The organism is Actinobacillus seminis (assembly GCF_002263215.1).
Lineage (GTDB): Bacteria > Pseudomonadota > Gammaproteobacteria > Enterobacterales > Pasteurellaceae > Actinobacillus_B > Actinobacillus_B seminis.
The window spans coordinates 1-15567 of sequence record NZ_NLFK01000014.1 but is presented as its reverse complement, the minus strand read 5'-3'; the positions used below and the strand labels follow the sequence as shown (position 1 = coordinate 15567).

General features: G+C 42.9%; 7 protein-coding genes. 3 read left to right on the top strand and 4 right to left on the bottom strand.

From position 1 onward, the window contains the following. The first annotated feature begins 283 nt into the window (after positions 1 to 283). Both CFY87_RS10850 and CFY87_RS10845 read left to right on the top strand, forming a co-directional pair. Positions 284 to 1540, top strand: coding sequence for an aromatic amino acid transporter (locus CFY87_RS10850; protein ID WP_094947759.1), 1257 nt, complete (start codon positions 284 to 286; stop codon positions 1538 to 1540). A 7-nt stretch (positions 1541 to 1547) separates the two neighbouring features. Further along, positions 1548 to 2294: a class I SAM-dependent methyltransferase gene (locus CFY87_RS10845; protein WP_094947756.1), complete on the top strand. Its 747-nt coding sequence runs from the start codon at positions 1548 to 1550 to the stop codon at positions 2292 to 2294. A gap of 35 nt (positions 2295 to 2329) precedes the next feature. On the opposite strand, the gene deoD is transcribed toward CFY87_RS10845, so the two are convergent. The 3 genes from deoD to CFY87_RS10830 form a co-directional block, all read right to left on the bottom strand. Beyond that, positions 2330 to 3046 (bottom strand): purine-nucleoside phosphorylase, encoded by a 717-nt coding sequence (deoD, locus tag CFY87_RS10840; protein ID WP_094947750.1) that lies wholly within the window; start codon positions 3044 to 3046, stop codon positions 2330 to 2332. 28 nt (positions 3047 to 3074) lie between these two features. Continuing rightward, positions 3075 to 4304: a phosphopentomutase gene (locus CFY87_RS10835; RefSeq protein ID WP_094947747.1), complete on the bottom strand. Its 1230-nt coding sequence runs from the start codon at positions 4302 to 4304 to the stop codon at positions 3075 to 3077. 114 nt (positions 4305 to 4418) lie between these two features. After that, on the bottom strand, positions 4419 to 5663 hold the full coding sequence (locus CFY87_RS10830) for a NupC/NupG family nucleoside CNT transporter (protein WP_094947744.1): 1245 nt from the start codon (positions 5661 to 5663) through the stop codon (positions 4419 to 4421). 241 nt (positions 5664 to 5904) lie between these two features. Here CFY87_RS10830 and yczE point away from each other — a divergent pair, with 241 nt between their 5' ends. Continuing rightward, complete coding sequence (gene yczE, locus CFY87_RS10825; protein ID WP_094947741.1) at positions 5905 to 6552, top strand: membrane protein YczE; 648 nt, start codon at positions 5905 to 5907, stop codon at positions 6550 to 6552. A gap of 222 nt (positions 6553 to 6774) precedes the next feature. Here yczE and CFY87_RS10820 read toward each other — a convergent pair whose 3' ends face one another. Next, on the bottom strand, positions 6775 to 15345 hold the full coding sequence (locus CFY87_RS10820; protein WP_236757423.1) for a YadA-like family protein: 8571 nt from the start codon (positions 15343 to 15345) through the stop codon (positions 6775 to 6777). Positions 15346 to 15567: the final 222 nt, after the last annotated feature.

Here is a 15567-nt window from a genome sequence, read left to right as displayed (position 1 = left end):
TTGAACATTAATTGTAAACAAATCAACGAAATTATAGCCTTATTTCAGGTAATTTGTCGAGAGAGGTGTAATATTATCCGCTGAGTTCGCACAAAATAGCGCTATCATATAGTCATTGCTCAAAACTTTAAGCGATCAACTATTTTAAATATCCCATCAAATTTATAACAAGTTCACGTTATTTATAAAGTAAAAACAAAGAAAAAATTACCGCACTTTTATTGCTTTTTTATTCTGCACTACTATAATAGTGCAAATTTCTTTTTTCTAATTAGGATTATTTATGACTGTACAAAAACGCCCTTCGCTTTTCGGCGGCGCAATGATTATCGCCGGCGGTACCATCGGTGCCGGAATGTTAGCCAACCCAACTTCCATGGCGGGAGTTTGGTTTATCGGCTCAGTGTTAATATTAATTTACACTTGGTTTTGTATGACCACATCCGGTTTAATGCTGCTGGAAGCCAATTTACATTATCCTACCGGCGCCGGCTTTGACACTATCGTCAAAGATTTACTCGGTCAAGGTTGGAATGTGATCAACGGAATTGCGCTCGCCTTCGTACTGTACATTCTCACCTACGCCTACATCACCTCCGGCGGTGGGATCACGGAAAGTCTTCTCAACCAATTGTTCAGCTCCGAGCAAAGTGCGGTCGAAATTGGACGCACTTCCGGTTCCTTAATTTTCTGTTTAGTGCTGGGGCTTTTTGTCTGGTTTTCCACCAAAGCGGTCGATCGTTTTAGTACCGTATTAATCGCCGGTATGGTCATTTCTTTCATCTTATCCATCACCGGCTTGGTTTCCTCCGTTAACACAGAGGTTTTATTCGATCAAGTCGCGCAACAGGATCCGCAATATTTTTCTTATGCACTGGTTTCTCTGCCGGTGTGCTTAGTTTCTTTCGGTTTCCACCAAAATGTTCCAAGTTTAGTGAAATACTATGATCGCGACAGCCGAAAAGTGCTGAAATCTATTTTTATCGGTACTGCCATTGCCTTAGGCATCTATTTATTATGGCAAATCGCGGTACAAGGCAATTTACCGCGCAGCGAATTTTCTCCCGTCATTGAAAAAGGTGGTGATATTGCCGCCCTCTTGGATGCCTTAAACAAATATTTACCGACCGATTATATCGGCATTATTTTGCGCTTTTTTGCCTACATGGCAATTGCCAGCTCCTTTTTAGCGGTAACTCTTGGTTTATTTGATTATATTGCGGATTTATTTAAATTCAGCGACAGCCTCCTTGGGCGCGCAAAAACTGCGCTCATCACCTTCTTACCGCCATTACTGCTTAGTTTACAATTTCCTTATGGCTTTGTCCTTGCCATTGGTTACGCCGGTTTAGCCGCTACTATCTGGACTGCCATCGTGCCGAGTTTATTAATTAAAGCAAGCCGCAAAAAATTTAGTGCGCACTCGTTCACAGTTTATGGCGGCAACTTTATGGTATATTTCATCTTTTTATTCGGTCTTCTCAATATCTTTGCGCAAATCGCCATGCAATTAGGCTGGTTAGCGGATTTTAAAGGATAGCCGACAGATGCGGCAAAGTGTATATGACACCGACGGATTTTTCGAGCTGTATCAAAAGTTACGCCAAAATCCGATTAGTCTCAATGAGATCGTGGAAAAACCAACTATGTTATCCTTATTGCCCGATCTCAAAGGCAAACGCTTGTTGGATATGGGCTGCGGATGCGGTGAGCATTTGCGGCTTTATCTGCAACGCCAAGCTGAATTTGTGGTTGGCATTGATTTATCAAAAAAGATGCTGCAGCAAGCTCGGCAAAATCTCGCCGAATTTGCACCGCACTTTGCGCTGTACCGCTGCTCCATGGAGCACGTGGATCAGCTGGAAGAAAAAGCATTTGACCTCGTCACCGGCTCTTTTGCCTTTCATTATGTGGAGGATTTTGCCGCCTTATTACAAAAAATTGCACAGAAATTAGTGCTCGGCGGAAAACTGATTTTTTCCCAAGAACATCCCATTGTCACCTGCTACCGCGCGGGGGAACGCTGGGAAAAAAATACACAAAAACAGCAAATAGCCTATCGTTTAAATTATTATCGAGACGAAGGAAAACGCGAGCGTAATTGGTTTAAACAACCTTTTCTTACCTATCATCGCACCCTGGCAACCATTATTAATCAATTGATCGAAAACGGATTTCAAATTCAGCATATCGCCGAACCTATGCTGGAAGATCAAGAACAATGGCACGCCGAATTTAAAGATCTTCAACATCGTCCGGTATTATTGTTTATTAAAGCACAAAAAATAAGGTAGGACGGACACCTACCTTAATTTTATGACTTATTAGCTTACGCAGCATCATCCAGTAAAATACTTTCCAAGGCAATCTCAATCATCTCGTTAAAAGTCAATTGACGTTCCTCCGGAGAAGTTTGCTCGTGAGTACGGATATGATCGGAAACAGTGCAAATCGCTAAAGCTCTTGCACCAAATTCCGCCGCCACACCATAAATCCCCGCCGCTTCCATTTCCACACCTAAAACTCCGTATTTTTCCATCACATCGAACATTTCCATATCCGGCGTATAGAATAAATCGGCGGAAAAAAGATTACCCACGCGTACTGCCACACCTTTTTGTTTTGCCGCGGCAACTGCCGCCGAGGTCAAATTAAAATCCGCGATCGCCGCAAAATCATTATCTTTAAAGCGAATACGGTTGACTTTAGAATCAGTACAGGCCCCCAAACCGATAATCACATCACGAATATGCACATCAGGACGCACCGCACCGCAAGATCCCACACGAATAATTTTTTTCACCCCGTATTCCGTGATCAATTCTTTCGCATAAATTGAGCAAGAAGGAATCCCCATGCCATGCCCCATCACTGAAATACGACGACCTTTATAAGTTCCGGTATAACCGAACATATTGCGCACGTTGGTAACCTGTTGCGCATCTTGTAAAAAGGTTTCTGCAATGTATTTTGCTCGTAGCGGATCTCCCGGCATCAATACCGCATCGGCAAACGCGCCTGCCGGCGCATTAATATGTGGAGTCATAATTCTTTCCTCTTTCGTTAAACATGAATTATTGATTAAAATTAATCATTGATTGACCGTAATCCATTGGCGATAAACCAAAATATTCCGCCACAGTTTGCCCAATATCAGCGAAAGTATTGCGTTTGCCTAAAAAACCTTTCGGCACATCCGCACCATACATCAACACCGGAATATGCTCACGAGTATGATCAGTGCCTTCCCATGTTGGATCGCAACCATGATCCGCTGTAAAAATAATCATATCTTCATCCGTGACTAAAGATAATAATTCCGGCACACGAGAATCAAAATATTCCAACGCGGAAGCATAGCCCGCTACATTACGACGATGACCAAAATCCGAGTCAAAATTGACAAAATTAGTAAAAACAATAGTATTTTCACCCGCACTTTTCATTTCAACCAAGGTTTTATCAAACAATTCTTCCAAACCTGTCGCTTTGATTTTACGCGTAATACCGGTGTGTGCATAAATATCGGCAATTTTTCCTATGGAAACCACTTCACCTTGTTTTTCTTCGACTAATTTTTGTAACACGGTTTTTGCCGGCGGTTCCACCGCATAATCTTTACGATTACCGGTACGTTGAAATTCCCCTCGTCTCCCCCCTACAAATGGACGAGCAATAACCCGACCAATATTATAACCCTCCAATTCTTCCCTCACGATCCGACAAAGCTCATAGAGTTTTTCCAAGCCGAAAGTCTCTTCATGACAAGCTATCTGAAAAACTGAGTCGGCAGAGGTATAAAAAATTGGTTTGCCGGTATGCATATGCTCCTCTCCCAGCTCATCTAAAATCACGGTACCGGAAGAGTGACAATTGCCTAAATAACCCGGAATACCCGATTTCTCCACAATACGATCTAACAATTGTTGCGGAAAACTGTCTTTCAATAAGGGGAAATAGCCCCAATCAAAAAGTACCGGCACTCCGGCAATCTCCCAATGTCCCGAGGGGGTATCTTTGCCGGAAGAAATTTCTTGAGCATATGCATATCCACCGATTAATTCAGGTGCGGCTGCAAATCCCGCCGGTAAGTTTCCTGTTGATTGCCGTGCTGCCAATCCTAATCCTAATTTTTCTAAATTCGGCAAACATAAACGCCCCTCACGACCGTTATTCGCTTTTCCCTCATAACAATATTGAGCAATATGCCCTAATGTATCCGAGCCTTTATCACCAAATTTTTCCGCATCATCACAGGCTCCAATACCGAATGAATCCAATACCATAATAAATACTCGTTTCATTACTTTCTCCTTTCAGATTATCCGCAAACGTTTAAATAATAACCCACAAGCGACTCATGGTGTTAAAATAAAAATCGCTAAAAACACACTGCATTTTTATAAAATGCTATAAAACTATAAAGCTGCGCCGCTTAATCCAATAAATAATCCGGCAATCGTTGCGCTCATCAAGTTTGCCAACGACCCGGCAATCACGGCTTTAATCCCTAAACGGGCAATGTCGCCGCGACGATTTGGTGCCATACCGCCTAATCCCCCAATTAAAATCGCAATAGAGCTAAAATTAGCAAATCCACAAAGTGCAAAGGTAATGATCGCTTTGGTTTTATCTGTGAGTTGAACGGCAGCATCCGCACTAAGATAAGGAGCAAACTCTAAATAGCCGACGAATTCATTAATCGCTAATTTCGTTCCAATCATCCGTCCGGCAATTTCCGCCTCATCCCATGGCACACCAATCACCCAAGCCAACGGTTTAAAAATCCAACCGAAAATCACCCCCAAAGATAAGTCCGACACATTAAACCAATCACCGATACCGCTTAATATGCCGTTAATTAAAGCAATCAAAGCAACAAATGCAATTAACATTGCCCCGACATTCAATGCTAACATCATACCCGAGGAAGCACCCGCTGCGGCAGCATCTAAAATATTTGCCGGTTTTTCTATCTCTACCCGCTCCAAGGAATCATCAAACTTTTCCGTTTGCGGGACTAAAATCTTAGCAAAAAGTAACCCCGCCGGCGCCGCCATAAAAGAAGCGGCGATCAAGTAAGTAAGCGGAATACCTATTCCGACATAACCTGCCAATACCGATCCGGCGATTGACGCCAAACCGCCACACATCACCGCAAAAAGTTCAGATTCGGTCATTCTGCTTATATAAGGTTTCACAATCAACGGGGCTTCCGTCTGCCCAACAAAAATATTGGCTGCAGCCGACATAGATTCGGCTTTCGAGGTGCCTAACATTTTTTGTAACGCCCCACCGATAATTTTAATTACCCACTGCATTACACCAATATAATAAAGTAAAGAAATCAATGCCGAAAAGAAAACAATAATCGGCAACACCTTGATAGCAAAAACAAAACCTAATTTACTCGGATCAGCTAAACCCCCGAATAAAAAGCTAATCCCTTCATTACCATAAGCGATCACCTTGCTTATCGAAGCAGCCACATTTTGTAAAATTAACCGCCCGGTAGGGACATATAAAATAAGTGCACCGATAGCAATTTGGATCAGCAATGCACCACCCACAGTACGAAAATTAATGGCTTTGCGGTTGTTCGACAGCAAAATCGCAATTGCCAACAAAGCAATAATACCAATCAAGCTAATTAAAGTATTCATAACGTATTTTCCTTTATCCGTTCTTCTTGTGCCTAAATTCCCCAAATTCTACCGTTTTTTAGCACAAAAATCTTGTCGAATTCTCAAAAATGTGAAAGCAAGCGATTACTTCGCATAAAATTTTCGCAACGCTTAGCGGTTTTCGTTATATATTATGAAAATATAGCTGTTCAGTTGAGGCTCGCTTTAGGTTATGATGAACCCGAACAAGGCAATCAATCATTCAATATTTAGGTTATTTATGGCAAAAATCACTGTTTTTCCCCGCACCCTATGGTCTGCCAGCTCGCTTTTCGCGCTGGAAAAAAGACCGGTTTTGGTTTTGGTGCTGTCCCTTTGCTTATTGGGCATAGGGGACGGATTGATTGTATTAGCCAATTTCGGTTCATCGCCTTGGACAGTATTGGCTCAAGGCATTGCCTTTCAAAGCCACATTAGCGTTGGTTGGGCATCATTTATGATAAGTTGTGTAGTGATGTTAATGTGGTTTCCGTTAAAATTAAAACTGGGTTTCGGCACGATTTTAAATATTTTTCTCATCGCATTGGCATTAGGGCTAACTACTGCCTATATCGCCCCGCCCGTAACACTTTCTTCGCGAAGTCTATATATTTTTATCGGCATTTTACTCTACGGTATCGGCAGCGCTTTTTATCTCACCTGCCATCAAGGTGCCGGACCACGAGACGGATTAATGGTCGGATTATGTCGTTATTTTAATTGGAATGTCGGCATTGTACGAACATTAATGGAGGCAAGTGTCTGCTTTTTCGGTTTTTTACTCGGCGGAATCGTCGGCGTCGGCACCTTAATTTTCGCCTTTTCTATTGGCTGGGTAATACAATTTACCTTGCAACTTATCCTCTTTTTTCATCAACAAAAACGCTAAATTACTAAAAAGTACAACTCAATACAAAACGACAATCTTTTCCTTACCGGAGTGTAACATTGGTTGACGATGCCGTCACGACAGGAACGGCGGTCGGAGAAATTGCCAAACAATTACGGTTGGCAGCTGTTAAACATATTCAGGTTTGAGAACCGACAAAAACATAACCGCCTCTCCAAACAAAGAGAGGCGGTTAATAGTTTCGGCAACAATTTTACAGGGTTACCATAAATACCCCACGCCAACCGATCCGGCGACATGCCCTCTTGAATTGCTGTTACCTTGCAACTTCAAGATAACCCGACCGTTATCACTGGATCGGGAATAGCCTACCGCTACCGCACTTTGTCCACGATAGCCCGCCGCCGACACAGCAAGCATAGAATGTCCCGCAATCGTAACCAAAGGAAGACCTGCCGCTGCATTTGCTCCTGCGATGCCCGCCTGTAAATCTTGGTTATTGGTATTAATCAAATTGCCGAGACGGCTTGAAGCCTCGTTAACCTTATTGTCCACATAGTTTTTATTGGCAATCGCTTGACCCGAACTGTATGGATTCAGATCGGAAACCAAAGCTTCACCCCGTTCGGAGACTTTGATAATCTCTTGTTCACCCATTCTTAAGGCGCGGGATTTACCGTCCAAATTCAGTCCTAGCGCCCCGTTTTCATAGAATGCCAAACGGTTTTCGCTTAATTGGCTGCGTTCTTTCGTCGTGTCATTGTTCACCATCACCCCTTGAGACAACAAGGCGGCGGATCTGCCTTGGTCGTCTTTTTTGGTTTCCACCGAGGTGAGATTTTGCAATTTATCGGACAATTTCACCACTAATCCCGAACCGTCCGACTCCACTTTAATGTTGCCTTTTGCGGTTGCAGTAGAGTTAAACTCGCCCTCCCCTTTAACGGTTAAGGTCTCCGACAAATCTTTATGCAGACGTTTAGCGTCATTGCCCTCAAAATTCAGACCTGCTTTGGCAATCGCTTTCAGATCGTTGACCGTAGCCACATTACTCTCATCAATGCCAGCATTACCTGCCAGCAATTGTTTCACCCGATCTGCACCGGATTCTCTATTTCGTAAGATTTCCTCGGCATCCGCCAGATCTTGTTGTGCTTGGTGAGTTTTTAATACACTGTCGGCTAACGCGATTTTCGCTTTATCTAGTGCAGCAGATGCCTCACTGACAACTTTTGTTGCTTCAGTCGCTTTTTGATCATTTTGCGTAAGTGCCTCTTTTACCTTGTCAAGTGCCGCTTGTGCGGTTGTTCTGCGTGGATCGTTCGCACTTAGCCCTTTGAGTTGCTGCTCAAGGTCAGCTTTTTGCATCAATAAAGTTGGGCGTTCAGCCGTAATCTGAGATAGTGCATTGGTTTTCTCTTCCAATGTTTGCTGTTTTTTACCCACATCTTTTTTAGCGGTTAGCAGGGCTTCATTCTGTTTTGTTAATGCCTCTTCTTTCGCCTTAATCGCCTCAGTGAGTGATTGCTTTTCACTCTCCTCTATAGCAGTAATCCCCAAACCGCTTGCTACATTATTAATCCCGATAGGTGAGGTGGTCGGTTCGGCACGAATAATCACCTTATCCTCTGCAGATAAAGAGGTTTCAACTGTTGTACCATCTTGGGTGACGTATTTTTTACTTCCTACATCATACTTCGCTCCTTCTAAATCTTTAGGATCATAGAATTTACCGTCTCGTCCTTTAATGACCTTGATATAGTCTTTGCCTTCTTTTATATAGAAATCAAACGGTCGATTGCTGTCCAAATCCGACACTTTCTCATCCACATAGTTTTTATTCGCCGCACTGGTACCGTCAGAAGTGGCATCTAGGTCTTTCAAGCCGGTAATAGTTCCCGTGCCTGATTTACCATCAGTGCCTTTGGCAAACGCCAGCGTAGCTCCCTTGCCATCTTGACCGTTTTCACCGTCAGCGACTTTCAAGCTCACGATTTCTTGAGCGCTCTTATCCTTAATCGCGACCTCACCGGCTTTCACCTCTGTCTGGTGAGTACCGTTGCGTAACACATTGCCACTAGCCGTTTGGTCATTGACTAACACTGTACCATCATCAAGTTTGGCGGTAGTCGTAATGCCCTCGGCATCAATAAATATATCCTTACCGCTATCGTCCCCTGTGCCGGCGATAGCAATGGTGTCGATATTGCGAATATTTTTGGTCAGACCGATTTCAAGCCCATTGTCTTTGGCTCTCACCACAATATTATCCGCCGCGGTTGCCCCCACGCTACCTTCACCTTTGATAGACAAGGTCTCACCCAGTTTTTTGTGAACATCTTGCTTATCATTGCCAACGAATGTTAAACCTTTATCCATCAGGGCTTTTGCCACGGTGGATAAGTCTTTCACATTCACGGCGTTGTTGGCGATTTTGTTTTTATCTTCGGTCTTACCTTTATCAGGGTCGCCTGCAAGGACGTTGTCAATAATGCTCTTATTAGGGTCACTATCACCACTTCCGCTAGCGTTATCTTGCAAACCTAAACCGCTGGCAAGTGCGGTGATTTTTTTGCTACCTAAATCTAAGCCATTTTCATTAAAGGTAAAGGTTGCTTTATCGCCCACTTTAACAGTGGCACTGTCTTTTGCTAAGGCAAGGCTTGAGCCGTCTTTCGCACTAGTTAGGGTCACTTTGTCGGCTTCAAGTTTGAGTGAGCCTTTGTTTTTACCAGCGGTGATGGTGGCTTCATTGTTTTCCAACGCAACCTTTGAATTACCGCTAGCACTTTCTAAGGTGGCGGTGCTATCAGCAAGTTTCAACGCCCCTTTACCCTCTTCTTTATTAATTTCAGACACGCCGCTCAGTGTGCTTCCTGTCAGGGTCACATCTTCTGGTGTCGCACCCGATGTGAACTTGATGGTATTGTTTTCCTTATCTAAAGCGATTTTCGCCTTCTCTCCATTGGAAATTGATTTGATATTTTTCAAATCTTCAGTCGTACCAATGGTGACTACAGCTGTTGTCGTTGAGGTTGTAGTGGTTGGCGTGCTTGCTGGCGTTGTGCTTGAGGTAGCACCTGACGAAGCCACGTCTGCACTACTTGAGCTACCACCACCATTTGTACCACCTGACGAAACCATATTGCTTGTGCTATCAGAACTGCCACTATTTGAACCGCCACTATTTGAACTATCAGCACCATTTGAAACGACCGTAGTACCTGCACCGCCATTTTCACTACCTGATGGGGTGTTTACTGTTGTTGGTGCTGTGGTTGGTGCTGTAGTTGAAGTTACCGCACTTGTGCTATTGGCAGATGTTGCCCCATTTGGCTGTGTTGTCCCCTCTTGCTTCAAGCTACCTTGAATATTCAAACCATTTTCAAACTTCAAGGTATCGCCACGACCGATTTGTACCGTTTTATTATCGTACGCCACATTAAACTTAAAGCTGTTTAACGCTTGTTCAAGATAAGACTTGGTGATTACGTCTTCGTTGCCAACTTTACTATCACCATATTTTTGCTCTTGTGATAAAGTCACTTTGCTAAATATCGGTGCGTCTTTAAACCCGATTTCGATTTTGGCGTTGCCCTTATCATAAGTGTATTGCGTGATTAAGTTGCTACCGCTGTAACCATCGGTTGATGTTGGAGCTACCGCACCTGTCCCTGTCGGCGTACCTAAACGAACAATGTTAATGGTCGAGCCGAGGTAGTGGGTGCCGTTATTTGTACCTGTTGGAACATCACCGCCGAATTTCAAGCCCTCGTTTAACTTCGCTCTTGCTTCGTCAATAGCACCTTTCAATGTGGTTGGGTTCTTCTCTTTGAATGAGCCATCCACATTAGACAGATATTCAAAGATTGGAGCAGTAAATTTCGTTTTATCCTTATCAACCGCAACACCCAACTTACTCGCTAAATCCGCCAGTTGTTTACCCGTTACGGCGTCTTTTGATTCATCATCAATGTTACCGTCTGATAAACCTGTCAATTTAGCGTCATTAAGTTCTACTTTAGCTTTTCCATTTTTACCATCTGATAAAGTAATCTTAGCCCCTTTGTCATCTTTGGTAGCACTGATACTTCCAATCTCTTTAAGCTCATTATTCAGCGTATGCGTAATTTTTCCATCCGCTTTTACAGAGACAGAGATATTTTCAGACTTCACAAAGTCCAATGCACCATTTTTGAGGTTAATGGTTTGTTTAGTTTTGTCTTCACCATTCGATTTATAGGTTAATGTCAAATCATCAACATATTTTTTATTGGCGGCGTCATAGTTGTCCGTCGGATCGGCAACAAACACAATTTTCCGCTTATGTCGCATTGACCCGACTGACAATGCATCGGACTTCGCCAGCGAACCTGTCCCCAATACAATGGCGTTATGTATCTCATCATCTGCCGTGATATTCGAGCCTAAGATGATGTTTTCGCTTCCTTCAACTTCATTTCTTGAACCGATTGAAATATTCTGTTTACCGGTGATTTTGTTGTCCGATCCCATTACGTAATTTTGTTCTTTCTCAATAACGTTATTATCTCCCACGGCAAATGAGAAGTTGCCTCGTACCGTGTTTTCTCTACCGATACCGATCGAACTCATTCCAAGCACATTGGAATCTTGACCTATTGATACTGCCCCAGTATTTAATGCGTTTGCTCCGTACCCCATGGCAATGGATCCCTCATTTCTTGACACAGCATTATGTCCGATAGAAATAGAACCTTCGCCTATCGCCTGCGTTGTTGAAGAATCAGAAAGTTTAACGGATTTCTCCCCCGTACCTTTTAGGTAATCAATCACCGCTTTAGCCTGTACTAATTCCGTTGAACTTTTCTCACCGTCTGGCGTTAATTTGATTTCAGCAATACCGACATTGCTACCAAATTTTTGTTTACCTGAAGCACCACCAATATTCGACCCATCTATTTTCAGATACGTATTACCCAAATCAGCAGTTTTCGTATATTTTTCCAGCTCAGTTGCTACGACTTTTGAGGTAATGACTTTTTCATCATTTTTATCTACAGAAGTAGCTTTATTTAACGTTAATGTTAATTTCCCTGCATCTTTAGGATCATTACCATTAGACGGCTCCAGTTTTGCTGTAATGTCTTTTTCACTACCAGCACTCGAACTATCAATGGTCAATGTTCCGCCTAATTGTAATTTAGTCGAACTGTTAGTGTCATCATTGCCTTTAAATGTCAATCCGCCATTGACCGCAGTAATTAATTGGTCGATTGCGCCTTTAAAGGTTGTAGGTGTGTCTGTTTTGCCAGAACCTTTAATCGCAGTAAAGGTTGGTGCTTCAAATTTAGTGTTATCTTTATTATCCACGGTTAACCCTAAATGCGTTACACCTAAAGCATGAAGTTGTCCGCCCGTGATGGCTTCTGATGAACTATTCTCCAGCTTACCGTCCGCCACATTCGAGATTTTCACGGTTTTAGCTTTTCCGGCTCCATTCGTTGGTGTAAAGATCAACGCATTTCCGCCAACTTTTAATTCCGCGGTGTTTCCGGTGTCATTAAACACCAAGGCGTTTCTATCATTTTTACCGATGGTAGATAAGCCGGTGGCTTGCACTCCGCCATTTTTCGCGTCTTTTTCCAACATAACGGTTGAGCCGTTTTCCGGACTTAACTCGATTTTCTTGTCCCCATTATTGACGACTTTAATACTTCCGGCACCTTTACCCGCACTTAAGGTTGCACCGGTATTATCCAATGCCAGATTTGAACCATCTTTCGCACTTTCTAAAGTTGCTTTATTTTCTTCAACTTTCAACGTTCCTTTATCCGCTCCCGCCGTAACGGTCGCTTCATTGGCTTTTAAGGCAACGTTGGAATTATCCTTAGCACTTTCTAATTTGGCTTCACTGTCTTTCAATTCAAGTTTGGACTTATCTTTCGCACTTTCTAAAGTCGCTTTGTCGGCTTCAAGTTTTAGTGAGCCTTTATCCGTACCAGCCGTAACGGTGGCTTCATTGGCTTTCAAGGCAACGTTGGAATTATCCTTAGCACTTTCTAATTTGGCTTCACTGTCTTTCAATTCAAGTTTGGACTTATCTTTCGCACTTTCTAAAGTAGCGGTAGCATTATCGAGTTTTAACGCCCCTTTATCCGCTTCTTTATTAATTTCAGAAACGCCGCTTAATGTGCTACCTTTTAATGTCACCGTTTCCGGTTTATCGCCTGACGTGAAAGTGATCGTTTTATCACTTCCGTTAACACCATCTAGGGCAATTTTCGCATTCTCACCGTTTTCAATGGATTTAATGCCTTTTAAATTTTCATTCAAAGCGATTTCCAAGGTGCCGTTTTTCGCTTCTGTGCTGATATTTTTGTGTTTATTGTTTGCTGTATCTTCTTTACCCTTAATATTAACGGTCGCACCGAGTTGGCGAGTAAATTCCATACCTGTATCGCCGGCAAACATCAGCCCTTGATTGACAGTGGTGATTAGCCCGTCAATCGCTTCTTTAAATGTCGCCGGAACTTGATTCGTGTCCGTTCCGTTTTTGTCTTTTAACTTGACAAATGTCGGGGTTTTAAAACCATCTTTTCCATTGTCGGCTTTTTCCGCTCCGAGGATGTCAAATCCTAATTTAGCAAATACATCAATCACGCTGTGGAGTTGCCCGCCGTTGACGGCATCGGTGGAGCCGTCACGTACTTCCCCAGCGGCAACATGGGTAATTAAGCGTTCTTTGCCGGTATCACCCACGCTAACGACTTCTTTATCTTGTCCTGCACCCGCATTATTCCAAGTAATAGTGACACCATTACCACCTACATTCTTGATTCCGGTCAGTACCGTTTTTTTCGTTTCTCGTTTAGAGTCTTTACCCAAAGCAAAGGAATTGTCGCCGTTGGCAGTGTTATCGCCAACAGTAATAATATTCAACTTATCTTTGACTTTTTGAGCCAATTTGATGTTTACAGTCGGTTGGTCTTTTGTAACCTCTGTGACAATCTCGTCAGCTTCCCCTGCCAGTTTAAGTTTTTGGGTCTTTAACTCCACTTTACCGATTGGGTCTGCCTGAGCTGTTCCGTTTTTGGTATTATCCCCCTCTAACTGCAAGGTACTGCTCAGATTGTTAATTTTATCGGTCACAAAATTTTTCACGGCACCGGCGGTGACGACTTTAGCGTCGTTTGTGTTATTGTCCTTATCAATGCTGTTTGCTTTATTTAACGTAAAGGTAATTGCGTTATTCTCAGCTTTTGAGGTGAGATCCGTACCGTCGCCTTTAATGGTTACTGTTGCACCGAGTTGGCGGGTGAATGATTTCTCATTGCCGGCAAACACTATCCCCTCATTAATTTTAGCGATGTTTTTATCAATGGCATCTTTAAATGTACTTGGAGCTGTAACGTTCGTGTCCGCTCCGTCTTTGTCTTTTAACTTGGCAAATGTCGACGCTTTAAAGGTTTTGTTGGTGTCCACTTTCGCCCCTAAAATATCTGTGCCCAGTTTTCCAAATACACGAATTACGCTATCCAACTGTGAACCGTTAATCGCATCGGTGGAACCGGGCTGTACGCTTCCGGCAGCGACGTTGGTGATCACCCGCTCCGCACCTACATTGCCCACACTGACCACGGATTTATCGGCTCCAACACCGCCATTTTGCCAGTCAAATTTTAAGCTATTTTTGCCGACATTCACTTCTTGGCTGACATTGACAGTTTTCTTAGCTGTCGCCATGGAATTTTTCCCCAACGCAATGGAATCCCCTGCGGCAGCTGCCACGTTTGCACTCTCACCAATCGCCACCGCGCCTGTTGCATTTGCCGCAACGTTCGCTCCTTTACCCAATACGACCGCATTTTCGGCTTTGGATTCTGCCGAAGTTCCGATCACTACGCTGTTTTTGGCGTCTGTTGCCTTGGCTCTATTTCCTAAGATGACTAAACCGCTGCTTTTACCGGCACTCGTACCCGTTGCAGTAATGTTATTCCCCAACGCCAAAACGTCGTCACCATTTTTAATTTTCGTTTTGTTCCCGAGAACCACCGACCACATAGCATCTTCGACGACCGTTCTCCAAGCATCATTCGCTTCAGAGTTATCTGCCATCGATCTTTCGTCCACTGCCCCAATCACGATCGAGCTTTTCGCATTTTTTAATTTCAGTCCGCTACCGATGGCGACCACAGCGTCTTTTCTATTATTATCATTACTGCCTTGTTCGATGTTAATATTCGATCCCACAACAACCGAATTTTTTACATTCGTACTCAAGCTGTGTCCGACCAAGACCGCAGAATCCGCACCCGTTTGTGCTTCTACATCCACACCGATAGCTACGGAATTTGCCGCTTTTGCTCCGTCATTGTTGTAATTTCCCTTACTTTTATCTGCTTTATGTACAGATAAGAAATGCAATTTCGACGCTTCTAATTGCTTAAAGTTTACAGCGTCATTGTCAGCTACTCCATCAGCAACGCCGGAAATTTTGACTTTATCACCGGTTTTATTTAAACTTAAATCAATCCCACCTAGCTTAATAGTTGTAGTATTCGTATTAAATGCTATTTTATTATGATCATCTTTACCAACAGAATTGATATTTTTTAAATCACTATTCAGACTTAAAGTAACTTCTCTACTTCCAGTATTAACTTCAGTTTTAATATTTTGATGAGTATTAGGCTCTGATTTCCCTTTAATATTCAATTCTGTATTATCTTTATTTAATTGGTATTCCGATCCACTATCTCCCTTAACAGTAAATTTCGCGGCGACATTGGCAAGTTTTCCATCTACATATTCTTTATTGACGGCATGCTTACCATCGGAAGGAGTTGTCATCACTTTTACCGTCTTAAACTCTGGATCGTCTTTTAACCCAATAGTAAATACCGCTTTTGAATTACCAAATTCTGATTTAAATTCTGTTTTTAGGTTTTTGCCTAGATGAGTGTCTGCGCCGTTTGACGAAATATCGCCGGCTTTAATTTCAAGAGTTGAGCCTAAATAAAACGGTGTGTCTTTATGTGAATTTCGAGAATTACCATCACTAAACTTATAGCC